Annotated in this window: 8 protein-coding genes; 2 read left to right on the top strand and 6 right to left on the bottom strand. The window is 69.9% G+C overall.

Features of this window, described 5'->3' with window-relative positions; genetic code table 11:
- Positions 1–3: 3 nt before the first annotated feature.
- The 5 genes from A5757_RS22445 to A5757_RS22465 all read right to left on the bottom strand — a co-directional run bounded on the left by A5757_RS22445 (position 4) and on the right by A5757_RS22465 (position 19,490).
- Positions 4–12,543 (bottom strand): non-ribosomal peptide synthetase, encoded by a 12,540-nt coding sequence (locus tag A5757_RS22445; protein WP_066839104.1) that lies wholly within the window; start codon positions 12,541–12,543, stop codon positions 4–6.
- Positions 12,530–17,116: a non-ribosomal peptide synthetase gene (locus A5757_RS23855; RefSeq protein ID WP_066839106.1), complete on the bottom strand. Its 4,587-nt coding sequence runs from the start codon at positions 17,114–17,116 to the stop codon at positions 12,530–12,532. Before A5757_RS23855 ends, A5757_RS22445 begins: the two co-directional genes overlap by 14 nt.
- Before the next feature lie 22 nt (positions 17,117–17,138).
- Positions 17,139–17,369: an MbtH family protein gene (locus A5757_RS22455; RefSeq protein WP_066839109.1), complete on the bottom strand. Its 231-nt coding sequence runs from the start codon at positions 17,367–17,369 to the stop codon at positions 17,139–17,141.
- A gap of 116 nt (positions 17,370–17,485) precedes the next feature.
- Positions 17,486–18,766 (bottom strand): glycosyltransferase, encoded by a 1,281-nt coding sequence (locus A5757_RS22460; protein WP_066839112.1) that lies wholly within the window; start codon positions 18,764–18,766, stop codon positions 17,486–17,488.
- Positions 18,767–18,779: 13 nt separating this feature from the next.
- Entirely contained in the window at positions 18,780–19,490 is a 711-nt protein-coding gene (locus A5757_RS22465; RefSeq protein ID WP_066839196.1) for a class I SAM-dependent methyltransferase, read from the bottom strand.
- Between the two features lie 138 nt (positions 19,491–19,628).
- Between A5757_RS22465 and A5757_RS22470 the strand changes: the two genes are divergently transcribed.
- The gene (locus tag A5757_RS22470) at positions 19,629–20,129 is read left to right on the top strand and encodes a DUF2505 domain-containing protein (protein WP_066839115.1); all 501 of its coding nucleotides are present in this window, start codon (positions 19,629–19,631) and stop codon (positions 20,127–20,129) included.
- Positions 20,130–20,137: 8 nt separating this feature from the next.
- On the opposite strand, the gene A5757_RS22475 is transcribed toward A5757_RS22470, so the two are convergent.
- Positions 20,138–21,262 carry a class I SAM-dependent methyltransferase gene (locus A5757_RS22475; RefSeq protein WP_066839117.1) on the bottom strand — a complete coding sequence of 375 codons (1,125 nt, stop codon included), beginning with the start codon at positions 21,260–21,262 and terminating at the stop codon, positions 20,138–20,140.
- 152 nt (positions 21,263–21,414) lie between these two features.
- Here A5757_RS22475 and A5757_RS23355 point away from each other — a divergent pair, with 152 nt between their 5' ends.
- A complete protein-coding gene (locus A5757_RS23355; RefSeq protein ID WP_156618658.1) occupies positions 21,415–21,591 on the top strand; it encodes a hypothetical protein in 177 nt (58 codons plus the stop codon).
- Positions 21,592–21,627: the final 36 nt, after the last annotated feature.

Raw genomic sequence — 21,627 nt, forward strand, 5'->3', positions numbered from 1 at the left:
GTCTCAGCGGGCCGCCTCCACGGTCCGGCTCAGCTGCGCCACAGTCGGCGCATCGAACAGCGCGGTGACCGCAAGCTCGACGCCCAGCGCGGTACGAATGCCGGCGATCACCCGCATCGCCGACAGCGAGTCCCCGCCCAGGTCGAAGAACGAGTCGTCGACGCCGACGCGCTCTGCACCCAGCACGCCGGCGACGATGTCGACGAGTGCGGTCTCCACTTCGTCGGTCGGGGCGCGATAGCCGGCGACCGCTGCGGGAGTGGGCTCTCCGTCGCGGGATGCCCCGGGTGTGGGCAGCGGCTGCGTGGGATCGGTGATCATCGCCACCACCACCCGCTGGAACTGCTCGATCAGATCGCCGACGGCTGCATCGTCGAACACGTCGGTCCGGTACTGGAGGCGCAGATCGAGTTCGGCACCCGGAACCGCCTGGAGTGCAAGCGGATAGTGGTACAGATCGCGGTTGGCCAGCCCGGCGACCGCGAGCCCGTCGTCACCGGAGAGCTTGGCGGCGTCGGTCGGATAGTTCTCGTAGACGAACACGGTGTCGAACAGCTGCTGTCGATCCGCGATCCGGTGAATCTCGTAGAGCGGCATGTGTTCGTGTTCGAGGGTGCGGTTGCGGCCGTTGTGCAACTGGTCGAGCAGGTCGGCGGTGGTGGTCGTCGGGGTGACGGTGGCCCGGACCGGGACCGTGTTGATGAACAGGCCCACCATGGAGTCCGCGCCAACCACCTCGTCGGGTCGGCCCGACACCACGGCGCCGAAAGCGACGTCGCGCTGACCGGTCAGCCGGCATAGGACCTGCGCCCACGCTGCCTGCAGCACCGTGCTGACGGTGGTCTGGTGCGCGCGGGCCAGTTCGCCCAACGCCCGGGTGGTGGGTTCCGGAAGTTTGTGGGCGGCAACCGAACGCGGGCCCGGTGGCAGCAGCCGCGACGACGGACCGACGAGGGTGGGTTCGCCGAAGCCGGCGAGCACCTCGGTCCAGGCGGCGCGGGCGGCGGTGAGATCGCGACCGGTGAGCCAGCTGACGAACCGCCGGTACGGCACCGCAGCGGGTAACCACTGGCCGTAGTAGCTGGCGAAGATCTCGCCCAGCAGGATCGGCATCGACCAGCCGTCCAGCACGATGTGGTGATTGGTCAGCACGAACCGGTGCTCGTCGGGCGCGGTCCGGATCAGTGCGGCCCGGAACGGCGGCTGGCCGGCCAGATCGCAGACCGCTGCCCGCTCGTCGGCGCACAATCGCGCGACACCGGCCTCGACGTGCTGGCCGTGATCAGTGAGATCGGCGTAGCGCCATGGGATTTCGGGATCGCTCGGGATGATCTGGACCGGTTCGCCGAAGTCTGCACAGAACCGGGCCACGAGGTTCGGATGCCGCTGGACGGCCAGGTTCACGGCGTCGTGCAACCGGTGCCGGTCCAGTCGGCCGCAGAGGGTGACGTCCAATTGCACCGCGTAGACGTCGTCGCCGGCGCCGTGCGCGACGTCGGCGTGGAACAGCAGGCCGCGCTGCAGCGGGGTCAGCGGCAGGATGTCGGCGACCCGGTGCGTGACGCAGAGCTCGTCGATCTGCTCCTGACGCAGCGTGGCGGGCGCGATGTCGGATGGGGTCAATCCGCCGCCGCCGCCGCGGACGTGTTCGCAGATGCCGGCAAGGGCGTCGAACCACAGCTCGCTCAGCCGGTTGACCTGCGCGTGGTCCAGCGATGACAGCGCCCACGACCAGCCGGCGCGCAGTCGCGGGCCGGCGTCGGTGTCCACGGTTCCGGCGTTGAGTTCCACCGTGTGCATCAACGGCATGGGGATGGCCGCGGCCGCGCCGGTCACCGACCAGCCGTCCTGCCGGATCTCCCACATGTCACCGGACACGTCGCCGCTGCCGGCACCGAGCCGGCCCAGATAGTTGAACCCGATCGGGGGGTCGGTCCCGGCCAGGTCGACATCGTCGTTGAGATAGCGCAGCAGACCGTAGGTCACGCCGTCCGGCAGGTGCCGCAGCTGCTCCTTGGCATCTTTGACGGCCGCGCCCAGCGCCGCGTCGCCCGTCAGCACCCGATTCCAGGTGAGGCCGCCCCCGAGGTGAAGGGCCACAGGGTATTTGGTGGTGAACCAGCCCACGGTGCGCGACAGGTCGACGGATACCCGCTCGCTGCCCAGCCCCTCCTCGCCGCCCAGTTCCTCCTCGCGGCCGTGGCCTTCGGCGTCGATGACGATCGGAGCGGCGCCGGGGTCGCCGAGCACCCCGCAGAACTCCGCCAACGCCAGACCGAACGCGATCAGCAGGATGTCGTTGATCCCGGCGTGGAAGGCCGCAGGAACCTCGCCGAGCAGCTGCCGGGTGGTCTCGGTGTCCAGCTCCACCGACAGACTTCCCGCATTGGCGTAGGTGTCCACTGCGGGGTCGATGGCGGGCAGCGGCGCTGGCACGGCCGTGATCTCCTGCCACGCGAGGGCTTCGGCGACCACCCGCGGATGGTGGGCGTGTTCGGCCAGCAGGTCCGCCCATCGGGCGAACGACGTGCCCGGGGCGGGGAGTTCCACCGGCTGTCCGGTGCGGTGCAGCGTCCACGCGAGGTTGATGTCCTCGACCAGGATTCGCCACGACACCCCGTCGACCACCAGGTGGTGGGCGATGACCACCAGCTGTCCCGTCGCGGGCATCCACAGCGCGCTCATCATCCGGCCGTCCGCCGGGTTCAGCCGTGCTCGCGCCTGGATGACCACCTCGTCGGTCAGCGCATCGACGGTACGCAGGCACAGGTGCGCATCTACCGCGCCGGGTTCGGGGACCACCAGCGCCCAGTCGTCGTCGACGCGCAACCGCAACATCGCGTGCCGGTCGAGTACGGCCTGCAGCACCACCACGACGTCGGCTTCGGTCGCTCCGACCGGGGCCTGCACCACCACGGTCTGGTTGAACTCGTTCACCGGACCCTGCACCTGCCGCAGCCAGTGGATGATCGGGGTGGCCGACAGTGGGCCCACGCCCTCGTCGACTGTCTCGTCGGCGGCCGTCGTCATCCGGGCCACCCGGGCCAGGCGGGCCACGGTCTGCTCGACGAACACGTCGCGGGGGCGGCACAGCACCCCGGCCGCCCGCGCTCGGGCCACCACCTGCATGGACAGGATGCTGTCACCGCCGAGTTCGAAGAACGACTCGTCCACCCCGACCCGTCCGAGCCCCAGCACCTGGGCGTAGATCTCGGCCAGGATCGTCTCGACCGCGTCGGCGGGCGCCCGGTAGGAGTCGACGTCCTGATACTCGGGCGCGGGCAGCGCCCGCTTGTCGAGTTTGCCGTTGACCGTCAGCGGCATCGCGTCCACCACCACCACGGCGGCGGGAATCATGTACTCGGGCAACCGATCCGTCAGCGCAGTACGCAGCTGCGCGGCCTCCACAGCGCCGGTGACGTATCCGACCAGCCGTTTGTCGCCAGGGCGGTCCTCGCGGGCGATCACCTCGGCCTGGGTGACACCGTCCAGCGCGGCCAGCGCGGCCTGCACCTCGCCCAGCTCGATGCGGTAGCCGCGGATCTTGACCTGCTCGTCGGCGCGGCCGAGGTACCGCAGCTCCCCGTCGGCGCCCCAGCACATCAGGTCGCCAGTGCGATACATCCGGTCGCCCGGTGCCCCGAACGGACAGGCCACGAACCGGGTCGCCGACAGCCCGGCCCGGTTGACGTAGCCGTAGGCCAGGCCGGCGCCGGCGACGTAGAGCTCACCGACGACGCCCGGCGCCACGGGCTGCAGCGCGGTGTCGAGGACGAAGAAGCCGAGGTGCCCCAACGGCACCCCGATCGGGCTGACCGCGCTGCCGGCGTCGGACGGGAAGATCTCCCGGAACGACGCGTGCACGGTGGTCTCGGTGATGCCGTACATGTTGATCAGCCGGGGCGAATCCGGGTGCGCATCGAACCACGGCACCAGGCGCTGCGGTTCCAGCGCCTCCCCACCGAATACGACCGCCTCGAGTGCGAGCCGCCTGCCGACGTCGGGCTGCAGCGTGTCCGCGGCCTGCAACGCGTAGAACGCCGACGGGGTCTGGCTGAGCACCGTGACCTGTTCGTCGGCCAGCAGCGCGTGCAGCTCCTCCGGCGCCCGCACCACCGCGTCGGGCACCACCACGAGTCGGCCGCCGTAGAGCAGCGGACCCCAAATCTCCCACACCGAATAGTCGAAGGCCAGCGAATGGCACTGTGTCCACACCTGTTCTGCCAGGCCCATTTCCGCGTCGAGGGTGTCGAGCAGCCGGGTCACGTTCCGGTGCGGGACCGCCACCCCCTTCGGTGTTCCGGTGGTGCCCGAGGTGTAGATGACGTAGGCAACCTGATCGGGGTCCGGCGCGGGCAGCGCCGTTTCCAGTGCGCGTGCGGCGGCGGGATCGTCGATGTCGATGACCGGGATGCGGTGGCCGTCGAGCCGGTGCGCCAGCGCGGCCGTGGTGATCACGGCCACCGGTGCGGCGTCGCCGAGCACGAAGTCCAGCCGGGCCGCGGGCACCACCGGGTCGACGGGCACGTAGGCGGCGCCGGCTTTGACGACCGCCAGGATGGCGACGACGGCTTCGGCGGTGCGCGGCAGCAGCAGCGCGACCCGGTCGCCGGTGCGCACCCCGCGGTCGGCCAGCAGATGCGCGAAGCGGTTCGACGCGTCGTCGAGTTCCCGGTACGTCCACGAGCGCGGTCCGCACGAGATCGCGGTCGCGTCGGGGGCGCGCACGGCCTGCGCGGCGAACATCGCAGGAATCGACGACTGAGCGTCGGCCGGCGCGGCGAGTGCCCAGCGGTTGCCCCACCGGTCCAGGCGATCATGCTCGGCGTCGTCGAGCACGTCGATCGACGAGAGGTGGAGCGCCGGCTCACGGCGAGAGCTGATCGCCGCCAGTACCCGTCGCAGCCGGTCGACCAGCGCCAGGATGGTCGCCGCGTCGAACACGTCGGTGCGGAACTCGACGAAACCGCCGATGCCGGCGGGATCACCGCCGGCCGTGGTTCTTTCGGCCAGCGAGAACGACAGATCCACCCGGGCCGACGACGTGTTCACCGGGAGCCGGCTGACCTCCAGATCGCCCAGCGCCAGGCCGGCGGCCGACGGGTCCCCGGTGTCAGCGGGCAGGTTCTGCCAGGCCAGCATCACCTGGACCAGCGGGTGGTGGGTCAGCGACCGGGTCGGGTTGAGCCGGTCGACCACCACCTCGAACGGGACGTCCTGGTTCTCGTATGCGGCCAGGCTGCGCCGGCGCACCTGGTCGAGCACCTCGTCGACGCTCGGATCGCCGCTGAGGTCCAGCCGCAGCACCAGGGTGTTGACGAAGAACCCGACCAGTTCGTCGAGCCCGGGGTCCCTGCGGCCGGCGATCGGGAAACCCACCGCCACATCGGAACTGGCGCTGAGCTTGCCCAGCAGCACCGCCAGCGCGGTCTGCACCACCATGAAGCTGGTGGCGCCGTGCTCGCGCGCCACCCGGGCGACGTCGCGATGCAGGTCGTCCGGCCACTCCACCGCCACCGTCGCGCCCCGTTGATCGGCGACCTGCGGATAGGGCCGGTCGGTGGGCAGCACGAGTCGTTCTGGCAACCCGGCCAGCGCGTCCTGCCAGTAGTCCAGCTGGGCGGCGATGCGGCTGGTCCCGTCGGCCAGCTCGCCGAATTGCGCACGCTGCCAGAGCGTGTAGTCCACGTATTGAACCGGAAGAGCGGCCCAGGACGGGGCGTGACCTGCGCGCCGGGCCGTGTAGGCCACCCCGAGATCGGCGACCAGCGGGCCGATCGACCAGCCGTCCGCGGCGATGTGGTGCACGACGGCCACCCACACGTGGTCGTCGTCGCTGACGCGGTAGAGCCGGGACCGCAGCGGGATCTCGGAGGCGAGATCGAACGTCTGCAGCGCGGTCTGCTCCACCGCCTGCTCGAGCTGCGTGGCCGGCCAACCGGCGGCATCGACGACCTGCCACCCGAAGTCGGCGTGCGCAGGATCGACCACGATCTGCCGGGGCACCCCGTCGGGCGCGTCGAACACCGTGCGCAGGCTTTCGTGCCGGCCCACGACGTCGGTCAGGGCGGCGGCCAGCACGTCGCCGTCGAGGGGGCCCCGCAGCCGCAGCGCCACCGCGAGGTTGTACACCGGCGACGGGCCTTGCAGTTGATCGATGAACCACAGCCGGTTCTGCGCGAACGACAGCGGGATCACCGTGGGCCGTTCCTGGGCGGTCAGGGGTTGCAGGCCCGCGCCGTCGGTGTGGATGCGAGGCGCCAACTGGGCGATCGTGGGCGCCTCGAACACCGTCCGCACAGTGAGGTCGGCGCCCATTCCGGCGTTGACGGCGGCAATGAGCCGCATCGCCGACAGCGAGTCGCCGCCGAGGTCGAAGAAGGAGTCGTCCACGCCGACCCGCGGCACGCCCAGCACCTGGGCGAAGATGCCGGCAAGGATCTCCTCTGCGGGAGTGGTTGGGGCGCGGTAGTTCTCGGTGTCGGCGTAGTCGGGGGCGGGCAGCGCGCGCCGGTCGAGCTTGCCGCTCACGGTCAGCGGCAGTTCGTCGAGCACGAGTACCGCCGCGGGCACCATGTAGGCGGGCAGGCGTTCGGCGAGCGCGGCGCGGACGGTCCCCGGGCGCAGGGCCGGCGAACCGGTCACGTAGCCGACGAGCCGGGGGTCGCCGGGGCGGTCCTCACGGGCGATCACCACGGCGTGGTCGACTCCGTCGACGGCGGCCAGCGCGGCCTGCACCTCGCCGGGTTCGATGCGGTATCCGCGAATCTTGACCTGTTCGTCGGCGCGCCCGACGTACTGCAGTTGGCCGTCGGACCGCCACCGCACCAGATCCCCGGTGCGGTACATGCGCGCCCCGGCGATACCGAACGGGCAGGCCACGAACCGGGAGGCGGTCAGGGCGCTGCGGCCGATGTAGCCCATGCCCACCCCGCGGCCGGCGACGTACAGTTCGCCGACCACGCCTTCGGCCACCCGGTTGAGCCGCTCGTCGAGGACGAAGAGCGCGACGGTCGGCGGTGGCGCACCGATCGGCACTTCTTCTGATCCTGGGATTCCCGTCTGCAGCGGTGCGCTCATCGACGCGTACACCGTGATCTCGGTGGGACCGTAGGCGTTGATCACGGTCCGGCCCGGGGCCCACTGCGCCACCACGTCGGGTGGGCAGGCCTCGCCGCCGAGCAGCAGTGCCACCGAATCCAGGCCATGCGGGCGCAGCGCGGCGACCGCAGAGGGGGTCTGGGTCAGGACGTTGACGCCCTCGGCAATCAGCATGGCGTGGAAGTCCTCGGGCGAGCGGACTACCTCGTCGGGGACGACCACCAGCCGACCGCCGCCGAGCAGCGCGGCCCAGATCTCCCACACCGAGAAGTCGAACGCGTACGAGTGGCACTGCGTCCAGACCTGGTGTGCGGGCAGTCCGGCGGGGGCCGAGTCGGCCAGGTGCGCGAGGTTGCGGTGGGTGAGGGCGACACCCTTGGGTGTCCCGGTCGTGCCCGAGGTGTAGATGAGGTAGGCGACATCGTCGACCGCCGGGTCGGCACTCGGGCCCGGCGGGGGCCCGTCCGGCTGGGACCGGATCGCGGGATCGTCGGCGTCGATCACGGTCACCGGGTGCTGCCCCACGCGCGACCGCAGGTTGCCGGTGGTCACGACGGCTACCGGAGCGGCGTCGGCGAGTATGAACGCGATCCGGGTGTCCGGCAGCGCCGGATCGATCGCCAGGTACGCGGCGCCGGCCTTGAGCACCGCCAGCATGGTGACCACGGCCGAGGCGGAGCGTTCCTGCAGTAGTGCGACCCGGCTGCCGCGGGTGACGCCGCGCGCGATCAGCCAGTGCGCCAACCGATTCGCTGCGTCGTCGAGTTCCCGGTAGGTCAGGCCCCGGCCGCCGTCGCTGACGGCGACCGCGTCGGGATCGGCCGCCACCCGGCGCGCCAACAGCTGTGGGATGGTGGCGAGTTCGGATACCGGTGCGGTCAGCACCGCGCGGTTGCCGATCTCGTCGAGACGGTCGAGTTCGGCGGCGCCGAGCACGCTGACCGCCGACAGTCGCTGCGCCGGGTCGGCGGTCATCGCCACGACCACGCGCTGCAGTCTGTCGATCATCGCCTCGATGCTCGCCGGATCGAACACATCGGTGCGGAACTCCACCGCCCCGCCGATGCCGGCGGGTTCACCGGTGCGGGTCCAGCGTTCGTTGAGGGAGAACGCGAGATCCACCCGGGCGGTGTCGGTGTCGAGCCGGATCTGCTTGATCTGCAGATCGCCCAGCGCCAGCACGATCTCGTCGCTGGCCTCCGCGGGCAGGTTGCGCCAGTCCAGCATCACCTGGACCAGTGGGTGGTGGGTGAGCGAGCGGGTGGGGCTGAGGGTGTCCACGACCACCTCGAACGGCACGTCCTGATGTTCGTAGGCGGCCAGCGCCCGGCGGCGCACCTGGGCCAGCAGTTCGGCGACAGTCGGGTCGCCGGTGAGATCCACCCGCAGCACGAGGGTGTTGACGAAGAAGCCCACCAGCTCGTCGAGCGCCGGATCGCGTCGACCGCCGATCGGGAAGCCGACCGCCACTTCAGGATTCGCGCTGAGCTTGGACAGCAGCACCGCCAGCGCCGCCTGCATCAACATGAAGCTCGTGGCGTTGTGGTCGCGCGCCACCTCCGCGATGCGCTGCTGCACCTCGGCCGACCAGTGGAAGTTGGTGCTGGCGCCGCGCTGATCGGCCACCGGCGGATACGGCCGGTCGGTCGGCAGCTGCAGCCGTTCGGGCATACCGGCCAGTGCCTCCCGCCAGTACGCCAGCTGCCGGGCGATCAGACTGCCGTCGTCGTCGAGATCACCGAATTGCGCCCGCTGCCACAGCGTGTAGTCGACGTACTGCACGGGCAGGGGGGACCACATCGGCGCCAAACCGGCCAGGCGACAGAGATAGGCGACCCCCAGGTCGTGGACGAGTGGTCCGACTGACAGGCCGTCGGCGGCGATGTGGTGGGCGACGGCGACCACCACGTGATCGTCGTCGCTGATCCGGAACAGGCGCGCCTGCATGGGAATCTCAGCCGCCAGGTCAAACGCGTGGCGCGCGACGGCACCGACGGCCTCGTCGAGCTCGGCCTCCGACCATCCGGTGGCGTCGACGATCTCCCAACCGAAGTCGGCGTCCTCGGACGGCACCACCAGCTGCTGCGGGATCCCCCCGGGTGCGGCGAACCGGGTTCGCAGGCTCTCGTGGCGGCCGACCACGTCGGTCAGCGCCGCCCCGAGCACCTCAGCGTCGAGCCGACCCTGCAGCCGCAGCGCCACCGGCATGTTGTACGTCGGGGACGGCCCCTGCAACTGGTCGAGGAACCACAACCGGTTCTGGGAGAACGACAGCGGCACGACCGCGGGTCGCTGCTCGGCCGCGGTGAGCGGTGCCAGCCCGCCGGTGTCGCCGCCGATGCGCGGAGCCAGCTGCGCGACGGTCGGCGCCTCGAACAGGGTCCGCACCGAGAGGTTGGCGTTCAGCCCGGAGTTCACCGCGGCGATCAGGCGCATGGCCGACAGCGAGTCTCCGCCCCGGTCGAAGAACGAGTCGTCCATCCCGACACGCTCGAGGCCCAACACCTGCGCGTAGATGCCGGCGAGGATCTCCTCGACCGCGGTCACCGGCGCGCGGTAGTCGTCGCTGCTCTGGTAGTCCGGTGCCGGCAGCGCCCGCCGGTCGAGCTTGCCGTTGACGGTCAGCGGCAGCGTGTCGATCACCATGATCGCCGTCGGCACCATGTACTCGGGCAGGCGTTCTGCCACCGCGGCGCGCACGGCGGCTGGATCGAGGGTGGCGCCGCCGGTGACGTAACCGACCAACCGTTTGTCGCCGGGGCGGTCCTCGCGGGCGATCACCACCGCCTGTTCGACACCGCTCACGTCCGCCAGTACCGCAGCGACCTCGCCCATCTCGATGCGGTAGCCGCGGATCTTGACCTGTTCGTCGGCCCGTCCGACATACCGCAGCTGCCCGTCGGCACCCCACCACACCAGATCGCCGGTGCGGTACATCCGCGCCCCCGGCGCTCCGAACGGGCACGCCACGAACCGCGTCGCCGACAGCCCGGGCCGTCGCCAATAGCCCAGGCCCGCTTGCGGTCCCGCGACATACAGTTCGCCGACGACGCCGGCGGGCACCGGCCGCAACCACTGGTCGAGTACGAAGAACGCCAGTTCGGCCAGGGGTCCGCCGACCGGGCTGACGGCGGTGTCGCTGCTGGCGGCGATGTCGTCGTCGAGGATCTCCCGGAACGACGCGTGCACCGTCGTCTCCGTCGTGCCGTACAGGTTGAGCAGCCGGGGCAGCTCCGGGTGGTGGTCCCGCCAGGTGCGGAGCCGGTGCGGTTCGAGTGCCTCTCCGGCGAAGATCACCGCGCGCAGTGCGAGCCGGCGTGCGAGATCGGGTGCCACGGCGTCGGCGGTCTGCAAGGCGTAGAACCCGGATGGCGTCTGGCTGAGCACGGTGACCTGTTCGGCGGCCAGCAGAGCGTGGAACTCCTCCGGTGCGCGCGCCACGGACTCCGGCACCACGACCAGCCGACCGCCGTGCAGGAGCGCGCCCCACATCTCGCAGACAGAGACGTCGAAGGCCAGAGAATGCCACAGCGACCACACCTGGCCGGTCAGGTCGAGGTGGTCCTGCAACGCTGCCATCAGCCGGGTGACGTTGTCGTGGGTGATGGCCACCCCCTTGGGCACACCGGTGGTGCCCGAGGTGTAGATCAGGTACGCCACGTCCTCGGCGGATGGTGGCGATTGTGGTGGTGGCGTGGCCGACTGATCGGCACCGACGTGGATCTCCTGCGCGTCGATGATCCGCAGATCCCGGTCGGCCAGCCGGCCGGCCAACTCCGCGGTGGTGATCGCCGCGGTGGGGGCAGCGTCGTCGAGGACGAGCTGCATCCGGGCCTGCGGCGCCGCCGGATCTATCGGCACATAGGCGGCGCCCGTCTTGAGCACCGCAAGGATCGACACGATCGCCTCCGCCGAACGGGGCAGCAGCAGGGCGACGCGGTGTCCCGGCCCGATCCCGTTGTCGGCCAGCAGGTGTGCGAAGCGGTTGGACACCTCGTCCAGTTCGCGGTAGGTCCACGACCGCTCACCCCAGGTGAGGGCGGGCGCCTCCGGAACCCGGGCGGCTTGCACGGCGAACAACGCGGGGATCGACTGCGCGGTGGGCAACTCCCGGGTCAGCGCTGCGCGATTGCTCCACCGGTCCAGCAGTGCGAGTTCGTCGTCGTCGAGGATGTCGACGCAGGACAGCGGCCGTGCGGGGTCCGCGGCCATCGCCGAGAGCACCCGTTTCATCCGGTCCACGAGCGCTTCGATATCCGCCCAGTCGAAGACCTCGGTGTCGTACTCGACGCGCAGGGTCAGCCGGTCCCCGGGCAACGCCTGGATGGCCACCGGATAGTGGTTGTACTCCCGGTGGGCGAACGCGGTCACCGCCAGACCGTCGTCGCTGGGCAGCGATGCGGCGTCGACCGGATAGTTCTCGTAGACGAAAAACGTGTCGAAGAGGTGGTCCTGGCCGGTGGCCCGGTGAATCTCGTTGAGCGCCAGGTGTTGATGGTCGAGAGTGCGGGTGTAGGACGTCTGCATCTGGTCGAGCAGATCGGCGGTCGTGGTGGCAGCGGTCATCCGCGCGCGCACCGGGACGGTGTTGATCAGCAGGCCGACCATGGCGTCGGCGCCGAACACCTCGTCGGGCCGCCCCGACACGGTGGTGCCGAACGCGACGTCGTCATGACCGGTCAGCGACACCAGCACCCGGGCCCAGGCGCCCTGCAGGACGGTGCTGACGGTGGTGTGGCAGGACCGGGCGAGATCGTCGAGGGCCCGGGTGGACTGTTCGGACAGCGCAAAGGACGCCACCTCCCGGCGCCCCTCGCTACCGCGGGTCGCCGGTCCGAGCAGACACGGCGTGTCGAACCCGGCGAGCACGTCGGCCCATACGGTGCGGGCGGCGTCGAGGTCGCGACCGGCCAGCCAGTTGAGGTACCGGCGGTAAGGCACCGGCGGTGGCAGCCGGTGCCCGTAGTAGGCGGCGAAGAGCTCCCCCAGCAGGATCGGCAGGGACCAGCCGTCGAGGACGATGTGGTGGTTGGTCAGCACGAACCGGTGCTCGTCGTCGCCGGTCCGGATCAGCGTGGCGCGCAGCGGTGGGTGGTCGGCCAACTCGCAGACCGCGGCGCGTTCCTCTCGGCAGACGCCGTCGATCCGCTCCTCGACATCGGCATCCTCGGCGGTGAGATCGACATAGCGCCAGGGGATCCGGGGATCGGCGGGCACGATCTGCACCGGGTCGGCGAACTTCTGGGAGAACCGGGCCACCAGATGGGGATGCCGGGTCGCCACGGTCTGCACGGCCTCGCACAACCGGTCGCGGTCGACGGGTCCGGTAAGCGTGATGTAGAGCTGCACGGCGTAGACGTCGTCGTCGTCGTCGGCGGTGCCTGCGAGGAACAGCAGCCCCCGCTGCAACGGCGTCAGGGGCAGAACGTCAGCTATCTGCATACTGGCGCGCAAGCTCGTCGATCTGCTGCTGACTGAGACCGACCGCGATGTCGGAGGGGGTCAGCCCTCCGCCGCCGTCTCGCACATGCGCGCAGATTCCGGTCAGCGCGTCGAACCACAACCGGCTCAACCGCCTGATCTGTGCCTCGTTCAGCACCGAGGCCGCCCAGGTCCAGCCCGCACGCAGCCGCGGACCCGAGTCGGTGTCCATCGTCGCGGCGTTGAGTTCCACGGTGTGCGGCAAGGGCATCGGGATCTCCGCCGCGGCGGTGGTGGCCGCCCAACCGTCGGCCCGGATCTGCCAGGACTCCCCCGGCGCGTCGGCCGCCGTCGCACCCTGGCGGCCCAGGTAGTTGAACGCGATCGGCGGGTCGTCCCCGTCGAGGTCCACGTCGTCGTTGAGATAGCGCAGCACGCCGTAGTCCAGCCCGTCAGGCAGGGTGCGGAGCTGTTCCTTGACGGCCTTGACCGCCGCGCCCAGTCGCGCGTCACCCGCGACGACCTGGGACCACGTCAGGCCGCCGACCTCCAGGCACACCGGGTACTTCGCGGTGAACCATCCGACGGTGCGGGACAGGTCGACGTCCTCGCCGGTGACCTCGTCCTGGCCGGTGCCGAGTTCTTCGCGGCGGCCGTGACCTTCGACGTCGACCGACAGCGCGGTCGGGGTGACACCCAGCGCGCCCAGGAACTCCGCGTACGCGAATCCGAAGGCGATGAGCAGGATCTCGTCGATTCCGGCGTGGAAGGCCGCGGGTACCTCACCCAGGAGAAGCGCGGTGGTCTCGGTGTCGAGTTCCGACGACCAGGTGCCAGCGGTGGCGTAGGTGTCCAGGTGGGGCTGAGGTGCGGGCAGTTCGGCCGGGGTGTCGGCGATCTGTCGCCATTGCGCAGCGCGGTCGACGACTTCGGGGCGGTGCGCGTACTCGGTCAGCAGGGTGGCCCAGCGGGCGAACGAGGTGCCCGGCGCCGGCAGCGCCACCTGCTGTCCGCTGCGGTGCTGCTGTGCGGCGATGGTGAGGTCTTCGACCAGGATTCGCCAGGACACGCCGTCGACGGCGAGGTGGTGCGCGACGACCGCCAACCGCCCGGTCGTGGGCACCCACAGCGCGCTCACCATGATCCCGGCGGCGGGGTCGAGCCGGGACCGTGCGGCGGCGATCGTGTCGTCGGTGAGTTCCTCGACGGTGTGCACGCAGGACGCGGCGTCGACCGATCCGGGTTCGGGCACGGTCAGCGACCAGCCGCCGGTGTCGTCGTCGCGGACCTGAACGCGCAGCATGGCGTGCCGATCGAGCAGCGCCTGCAGCAACGCCAGGACCTCGTGTTCGGTTGTCCCCGTAGGGGCTTGGAGCACCACGGTCTGGTTGAACCGATTCACCGGGCCCGGCACCTGTTGCAGCCAGCCGACGATCGGGGTGACGGCCACCGGGCCGACACCGTCGTCGAGTGCGGTCCGACTGTCGGCGACCCGGGCCACGCGCGCCAGCCGGGCCACGGTCTGTTCGGCGAAGACGTCGCGGGGGCGGCACACCACACCGGCCGCACGCGCCCGGGCGACCACCTGCATCGACAGGATGCTGTCTCCACCGAGTTCGAAGAACGATTCGTCGACCCCGACCTGCGGCAGGCCCAGCACCTGGGCGTAGATGCCGGCCAGGATCTCCTCGACCGCGTCGGCGGGTGCCTGATAGCGCTCGACATCGCGGTACTCGGGTGCGGGCAGCGCCCGGGTGTCGAGTTTGCCGTTGACGGTCAGCGGCATCGCGTCGACCACCACGATCGCCGCGGGCACCATGTAGGCGGGCAGACGATCGGACAGCGCGGCACGCAGCTGGGCAGCATCCACAGCTCCGGTGACGTACCCGACCAGCCGCTTGTCGCCGGGGCGGTCCTCGCGGGCGACCACCTCGGCCTGCTCGACGCCGTCCAGGGCCGCCAGCGCGGCCTGCACTTCACCCAATTCGATGCGGTAGCCGCGGATCTTGACCTGCTCATCGGCGCGGCCCAGATACCGCAGTTCACCGTCGGCGGTCCAACACATCAGATCGCCGGTGCGGTACATGCGCTCACCCGGCGCTCCGAACGGACAGGCCACGAACCGCGTCGCCGACAGGCCGGTCCGGCCGACGTAGCCGTCGGCAACCCCGGCGCCCGCGACGTACAGCTCCCCGACCACGCCGGGCGGCACCGGTTTCAGCCACCCGTCGAGGATGAAGAACCCGAGGTGGTTCAGCGGCACGCCGATCGGGCTGGCCACGCCGTCGACGTCGGCGGCGACGATCTCGCGGAACGACGCGTGCACGGTCGTCTCGGTGATGCCGTACATGTTGAGCAGTCGTGGTGACTCCGGATGGGCCTGTAGCCACGAGGCGAGGCGGTGGGGTTCCAACGCCTCCCCGCCGAACACCACCGCGGTGAGCGAAAGTTTTTGGCCGAGTTCGGGAGCGAGCGCGTCCGCTGCCTGCAGCGCGTAGAACGCCGACGGGGTCTGACTCAGGACGCCGACCCGTTCGGCAACGAGCAGCGCGTGCAGCTCCTCCGGTGCGCGCACCACCGCGTCGGGCACCACGACCAGGCGGCCGCCGTAGAGCAGTGCCCCCCAGATCTCCCACACCGAGAAGTCGAACGCGAGCGAATGGCACTGGGACCAGACCTGTCCGGTCAGCGCCATCTGGGCGTCGAGCGTCTCCAGCAGGCGGACGACGTTGCGGTGCGGGATCGCCACGCCCTTGGGCGTGCCGGTGGTGCCCGAGGTGTAGATGACGTACGCGATGTCGTCGGCGTTCGCCGCCGGCAGCGCCGCGCCGGTCGGGCCGGCAGGATCGGCGTCCGCGATGTCTGCGATGTCGAGGACCAGCAGTCCGCGCCCGGTCAACTCGCCGGCCAACTCGGCGGTGGTGATCGCCGCGACCGGGGCGGCGTCGGCGAGCACGAAGTCCCGCCGCGAGGCGGGGACCGACGGATCGATCGGGACGTATGTCGCGCCGGTTTTCACGACCGCCACCATCGCCACCACGGCCTCGGCCGACCGAGGCATCAGCAACGCCACCCGCCGGCCCGGTCCGACACCGTGGCCGGCCAGGATTCTCGCCACCCGGCCTGCGGCCTCGTCGAGTTCGCCGTAGGTGAGGGTGTGGCCGTCGCAGGTCAGCGCCGACGCCTCCGGTGTGCGCGCGGCCTGTGCGGCGAACAGGTCGGCGATCGACTCGGTGGCGGCCGCCCGGGTCAGCGCCACGTCGTTGCCCCAGCGACGCAGCCGCGCGTGCTCGGCCTCGTCGAGGACGTCGATGGTCGACAGGCGGCGGCCGGGATCGGCGGCCATCGCGATCAGCACCCGCTCCAGCCGCCGCGCGAGATCCGCGACGTCGGAGTCGGCGAACAGCCGACCGGCGCCCAGCGTGCTGAGGAAGAGTTCGTCGCCGGTGCCGGAGAAGATCATTCCGAAGCCGCCGACGAAGCCGGAGTTCGTCATCGACGCCGTGGCTGCGACCCCGCCGAAGTCCAGCGAGAACGCGTGCGGCAAGAAGTCGAGAACCACCCGGCCGGCCCGCTGGTCCGCACCGCCGGCCTTGCGCTCCAGCGAGTGCACGGGAAACCGCTGATGCTGCAACGCTTCCCGGATCCGTTGATCCGTGTGCTCACAGAACGCAGCGACCGTGGATCGCGCCGAGACCGTCAACGCCAGCGGGGTGACCCCGGCGACCATCCCCGGCAGCGTCTTGGACTCCGGGCGCACGCGCCTGCTGACCGGGAAGTCGAGGACCACCTCGGACTCGGCGGCGGATCGTCCCGGCATCAGCAGTGCGCACGCCGCGGTGACGACCGAGGCGCGCGGCATGTTCCAGATGTGTGCAAGCTCGTCGATCCGGCGGATGATCGCCGGGTCCAGCTGCACCGGCGTCGACAGCTCGTTCGGACTGTGCTCATCGGCCGCCTGCGACGAATGCCTCGCGGCTTCGGCCACCGGAAGATTGCGCGACCAGTACTCCTCGTCGTCGCGATACTCCGTGGACGCCTCGTAGTCCGCCTCGCAGTCGACCAGATCCTGCAGCGAGCCGAAAAAAGCGACGGGAATGGGCTCGCCCGCCACGATCGCCGAATAGACCGCGGCGATCCGGTTGCCGATCAGTCCCAGACCAGCGCCGTCGGTGACGATGTGATGGAAGCAGCCGAACAGCAGATACGCGTCGAACCCCGTCTGGAACAACGCGAACCGGAACAGCGGTCCGGTGAACGGCATCGGCGTGCGCTGGATGGCCAGCGCCATCTCCTGTGCGGTGCGCACCGGGTCGGCGGCGGCACTCAGGTCGTGGAACTCGAGGTCGACGTCGGGGTGTTCGACGGCCCGCTGCACGACCCGGCCGTCCACCTCGGCGATCGCGACCCGGACCGGTTCGGCCTCGTCGATCACGCGGCGCAGCGCCCACTCCAGGGCGTCGAGTTCGATCGGGCCGTCGATCGTGACCAGAAGGCCGAACTGCCACTCCGCACCGAAATGGCCCATCTCCTGCTCGAGCCAGATATCCAGCTGCGCGCGCGTCAGCGGAAATGTGCGCTCATCAAGCTCCATCGAACTCTCCGACCCGACTGTTCTAGTTATCCGAAGCCCCGCCCGCCGGCAGCCGCTCACGCAGAGTCTTCGGCCGGATGTCGGTCCAGTGCTGTTCGACGTACTCCAGGCATTCCGCACGGGGCGCCTCGCCGTGGACGGCTCGCCACCCGGCGGGCACCTCCGCGAAGGTCGGCCACAGGCTGTGCTGTCCCTCGTCGTTGACCAGGACGAAGAAGCTGCCCGAGTCGTCGTCGAACGGATTGGTGCTCACAGGTCTCCCGAATCTAATTGACGTTGGGGTAACAGTTTGCCAAGTTTCCGCCTGCGTGTAATCACTTTCACCGTCTGTGATCGTTGTCACCTCAACGACCGAAGCGTCTGCGCTGGTCAGCTCACCCGTTGGGCTCGGACGAATTTCTCCAGCAGGTCGGCCGCCGAGGCCGAGCTCACGGCGGGTTCGGTGATCCGGGGCGCCAGCGCGCGGGCCCGCGCGACGCACTGCGGGTCGAGGATGCTGCGCAGGTCCGACACCAGGGACGCCTCGGTGGCGGTCGAGAAGCGCCGCGCCGTACCTACCCCCAGCCTCTTGACGGCGGCGCCGTAGATCGCGTGCACCATGTCCCAGTAGAGGATCAGCTGGGGCACGCCGGCGCGCATGCCGATCGGTGTGGTGCTCGAGCCGCCGTGGTGCACGAGCGCCCGGCACAGCGGGAATACGGCCGGATAGTTCAGCGCGCCGACCACCTTGACGTGCTCGCCGTGCGGCACTTTGCTGAAATCGGTTCCTGCGGCGCCGATGAGAGCCCGTTGCCCCAGCTGCGCGCAGGCGTTGCCGATCATCGCGATGGTGTCGGCCGGGGACTCGACGGGGATGCTGCCGAAGCCGAAGTAGATCGGGGGCGTGCCCGCTTCGATCCAGCGCGTCACCTCCGCGTCGGTCTCGGTCGCCAAGCCCAGGGTCAGCGTGCCGACGAACGGTCTGTTGAACTCGCGCGTACCGTCGCCCCCGGCCCATTCGTCGGCAAGACCGGGGAAGCATGCCTCGTCGTAGGCCTGCACCTCGAGGGAGCCGCGTTCGGTGATCCGCCGCGGCGCCGAACCCGTCGACTGCGGCAGACCGAGGTTCCGGCGCTGCTCGTCCTCGACCTTCTTGGTCACCCGCCACGACAGCCACCAGAAGGCTCGCACCAGCGCGTGGCCCACCGGCGCAGGAAGCGACGTGAGGATCTGGCCGTTGGGCCGCAGCGGGAAGTAGTGCAGGGTGGCCAGCGGAATGTCGTAGTGCTCAGCGACGTTGGCGGCGGCGTCCTCGAAGTTGATGCCGGTGAAGATGAGGTCGGCCCCGTCGGCCAGCGACATCAACGTCGCGCTCATCTCCTGCCACCCCTGGAGCAGCGGACCGGCGATCTGCACCCGCGACCGGATCATCTGCCGCAGGCGCCACGGGCTGCGAAAGAAGCACGTCCAGAAATCGCGGTGGGCATCGAGGATGCTCGCCGAATCGGGGCCGAAGCCCACGGAGGGGATTCCGGCTTTCTCGGTGAACCCCACCAGATCGGGCGGGACCGCGATGCACACGTCGTGTCCGCGCCGGGCGAGTTCGCGGGCGACGGCGGCCGAGGGTTCGATGTCGCCGCGACTCCCCCATGTGGCCAACACGATTTTCATCGGGACGCGCCGCCTATCGGGGAGACGATCCGGCGTTCGCCCCCAGGAATTCGTCGAGATACCGGGGGGACTTGAGGTTCAGCAGTCGCTTCCGGTCGGCTTTGAGATCGGCGTAGGTGAGTGCCTCGATCTGCGCCGGGGTGTAGGACAGCGTGGTCTCCGGCGTGCCCTTGCGGACGAAGCCGACGCCCTGATCGCACTTGAAGACGCCGACCAGGAGGTCGGGGCGGGTGCTGCGCAGGTGGACGATGGCCTTCCACACGTCGCCGTTCCAGATGCCGATGACCAGCGGGCCCTTCTGCCCGGCGATGAACTCGTCCCACGAGTTCGCCCGGCGCCCGGCCAGTTCGAACGGCGGGTTGCAGTCGTGCAGGAAGATGACGCCGTCATCGCACAGGTGGCGCACGGTGTATTCGACGTCGCGCACTACCTGTTCATAGGTGTGCAGACCGTCGATGAGCGCGACGTCGATGGGGTGCTCGTCGAGGAATGCGGCCTCGTTCTCGAAGAACGCGTCGCTGGTCGTCTCGAAGTAATGGGTGCTTCGGCCCTTGGCGTCGGCGAGTTCGCGGGTGCGCGGGGTGAGCCGGAAGGCGGGGTCGACGGCGATCTTCACGTCGGCGCTGATCCGTTGGAAGGCCTGACCGCGCGAGACGCCGATCTCGAGGTAGACCGGGTTCACCCGGCCCTCGAGCGCGCGCTGCACGGCCCTGATCCGGTTCATTCCGGGCCATGCGTCGGCCAGCTTCACGAGCCCGTCGTTGATATCCACGCGACGATCCTGCCCATAAACTGACGCACGCGTCCATAAAATGGGCCAACTCGCCGACGGCGTGTCGGCGACCACGACAGGGGTGCGGCAATGGCACGTTCGTTCACCGGCACGGCAGAGTCGACGGCGGCTGTCTCCGAGATCCACGCGGCCTTCGGTCACCGGGAGTACTGGTTGGATCGCCTGACCGGCAGCCCCGCCGAGACCACGCTCGATGCGCTGGACATCGGCGAGGACGGAACGGTGGCGGTGCACTACACCCAGTACCTCGGGCGGCAACTGATGCCGGGGGCGATCGCCCGCCTGGTGCCCGGTGACGTGACGATGCGCTACCGCGAGACGTGGCGGCCCGAGGAGCGCCGGATGCAGGGCGACATCGACGTCACGGTGTCCGGCGGGTTGGGGTCGTGCACCGGGAGGTCCTGGTTGGCCCCGACGGCCGCGGGCGCCCGGATGAGTTTCGAAGGCCGGGTGGAGGTCAGGCTTCCGCTGGTGGGCGGCAAACTCGAGAAGACGATCGGAGCCGATCTCGCGGCGAACATCCCTTCGGTGATGGCGTTCACCACCACCTGGATCGCCAACCGCGGCTGAGCTTTTCGTCAGCGGTTATCGAGTAGGCGCCCGAGACCGGTGATCTCGAGGCTGACCGACTTCCGCTGACCGGCGGCGCCGAGCATGAAGAGGATGTCGCCGATCGGTGCGCCGAGCCAGAACCGCCAGAAGCGCTTGTCGAAGAAGGCCCACACGTAACGGCCGTCGCCCAGCGACCAGTACCCGGCGATGAGAATGAGGTAGTACGCCAGGCGCTTCCAGCGCGAGGCGACCATCTCGATGTTCATCTCCCAGATCTCCAGACCCCAGGCCCGGTAGCGCCACTGGAGTCCGTACCTACGGCTGAACTCGTAGAACGCCCGCATCTCGCCGTTGGTCACGAGGTACTCGTCGAAGACGAGGATCGATCCCTCGACGAAGCGGTCCCTACAGGTCTCCAACGCGTGCAGACAACTCTCGTAGGTGTCGAGATCCATGTGGAACAACGCGATCGGGGCCCCGGGCCTGGCCGCGAGGAACGGTTCGAGCGTGTCGTAGGTACTGCCCTTGATGAACTCGACGCCGCGGCCCAGCGCAGGCGGGATCCCGTCACGCAGGCTGACGCCGGTGTCGGCGATGAACCGTTTGGCCAGGGGTTCGGTCAGCGAGAAGGTCCCGCGCTTGATGACCACTTGATCGTCGACCTGCCAGTCCTCGACCAGACCCTCGAACGTGTCGAAGCCGTAGACCCGGAAACCGCTCGCATCTGCGGTGAGCCGTGTCGACCATCCGATCCACACGCCCAGGTCGAGCACCAGCGCGTCGGCGCCGGCACCCGGCGGCGGAGCCAGTCGCGAGGCCTCGCGCAGGAGCGTGTGATCAGGAATCCTGCACTGCCGCAGATCCGCAAGCGTGTCGGTGATGAAGCTCCGGTAGTCGTCCTCGTAGACCCGGGTGTCCCGCGCGTACAGGTTCGGGATGTAGCGGTCCCGGCCGCGGTAGAGCAGGCGGGCGCATCCGAGGACCAGAACGAGTCCCGCGACGACGGCGAGCAGAACCGGCACGAAATAGCAGGCGGTGGCGAAGCCGAGGGCGATGAGCACGAGGATCGCCCGCCACACGCGGTGCAGGGTCGTCCGGTCGACCGGCTTCCTGCCGATCCGATCTGCGGTCTGCCCGTCGACGACGCTCACCGGTTCTCCTCCAGGGTCACGGCTAGCAGACTAGGCGTTCGCACCGGACATTTGGTCGAGTCGACGGCAAATACTGACGGATATGATAATTTTTCTTCCGACCGATCGGGGTTGTCCGTCCGAATTTGACATTGCGTCGAAGGGACAGCGCCGTGCGGGCTGGTGGTAGGCAGGACAAGGGCTCGCCGTCGTGGCGGTTCCGCGCGGATATCGAGGGGTTGCGCGCGGTCGCCGTGCAGGCCGTGGTGCTGTTCCATGCCGAGATGCCCGGACTCGGCGGCGGATTCGTCGGCACGTTGGTCAACCGCGAGCTTCGATCGGTTGGGTGAGGCCTTCGACTGCAGTCGCCGACGGGTCCCAGCACT

It is taken from the genome of Mycobacterium sp. 852013-51886_SCH5428379, assembly GCF_001665575.1.
Classification (GTDB): domain Bacteria; phylum Actinomycetota; class Actinomycetes; order Mycobacteriales; family Mycobacteriaceae; genus Mycobacterium.

Coding starts and splice junctions, on each gene's coding strand:
- A5757_RS22445 (WP_066839104.1), bottom strand. CDS start 12,543: ATGCAGATAGCTGACGTTCTGCCCCTGACGCCGTTGCAGCGGGGGCTG.
- A5757_RS23855 (WP_066839106.1), bottom strand. CDS start 17,116: ATGGAGCTTGATGAGCGCACATTTCCGCTGACGCGCGCGCAGCTGGAT.
- A5757_RS22460 (WP_066839112.1), bottom strand. CDS start 18,766: ATGAAAATCGTGTTGGCCACATGGGGGAGTCGCGGCGACATCGAACCC.
- A5757_RS22465 (WP_066839196.1), bottom strand. CDS start 19,490: ATGAACCGGATCAGGGCCGTGCAGCGCGCGCTCGAGGGCCGGGTGAAC.
- A5757_RS22470 (WP_066839115.1), top strand. CDS start 19,629: ATGGCACGTTCGTTCACCGGCACGGCAGAGTCGACGGCGGCTGTCTCC.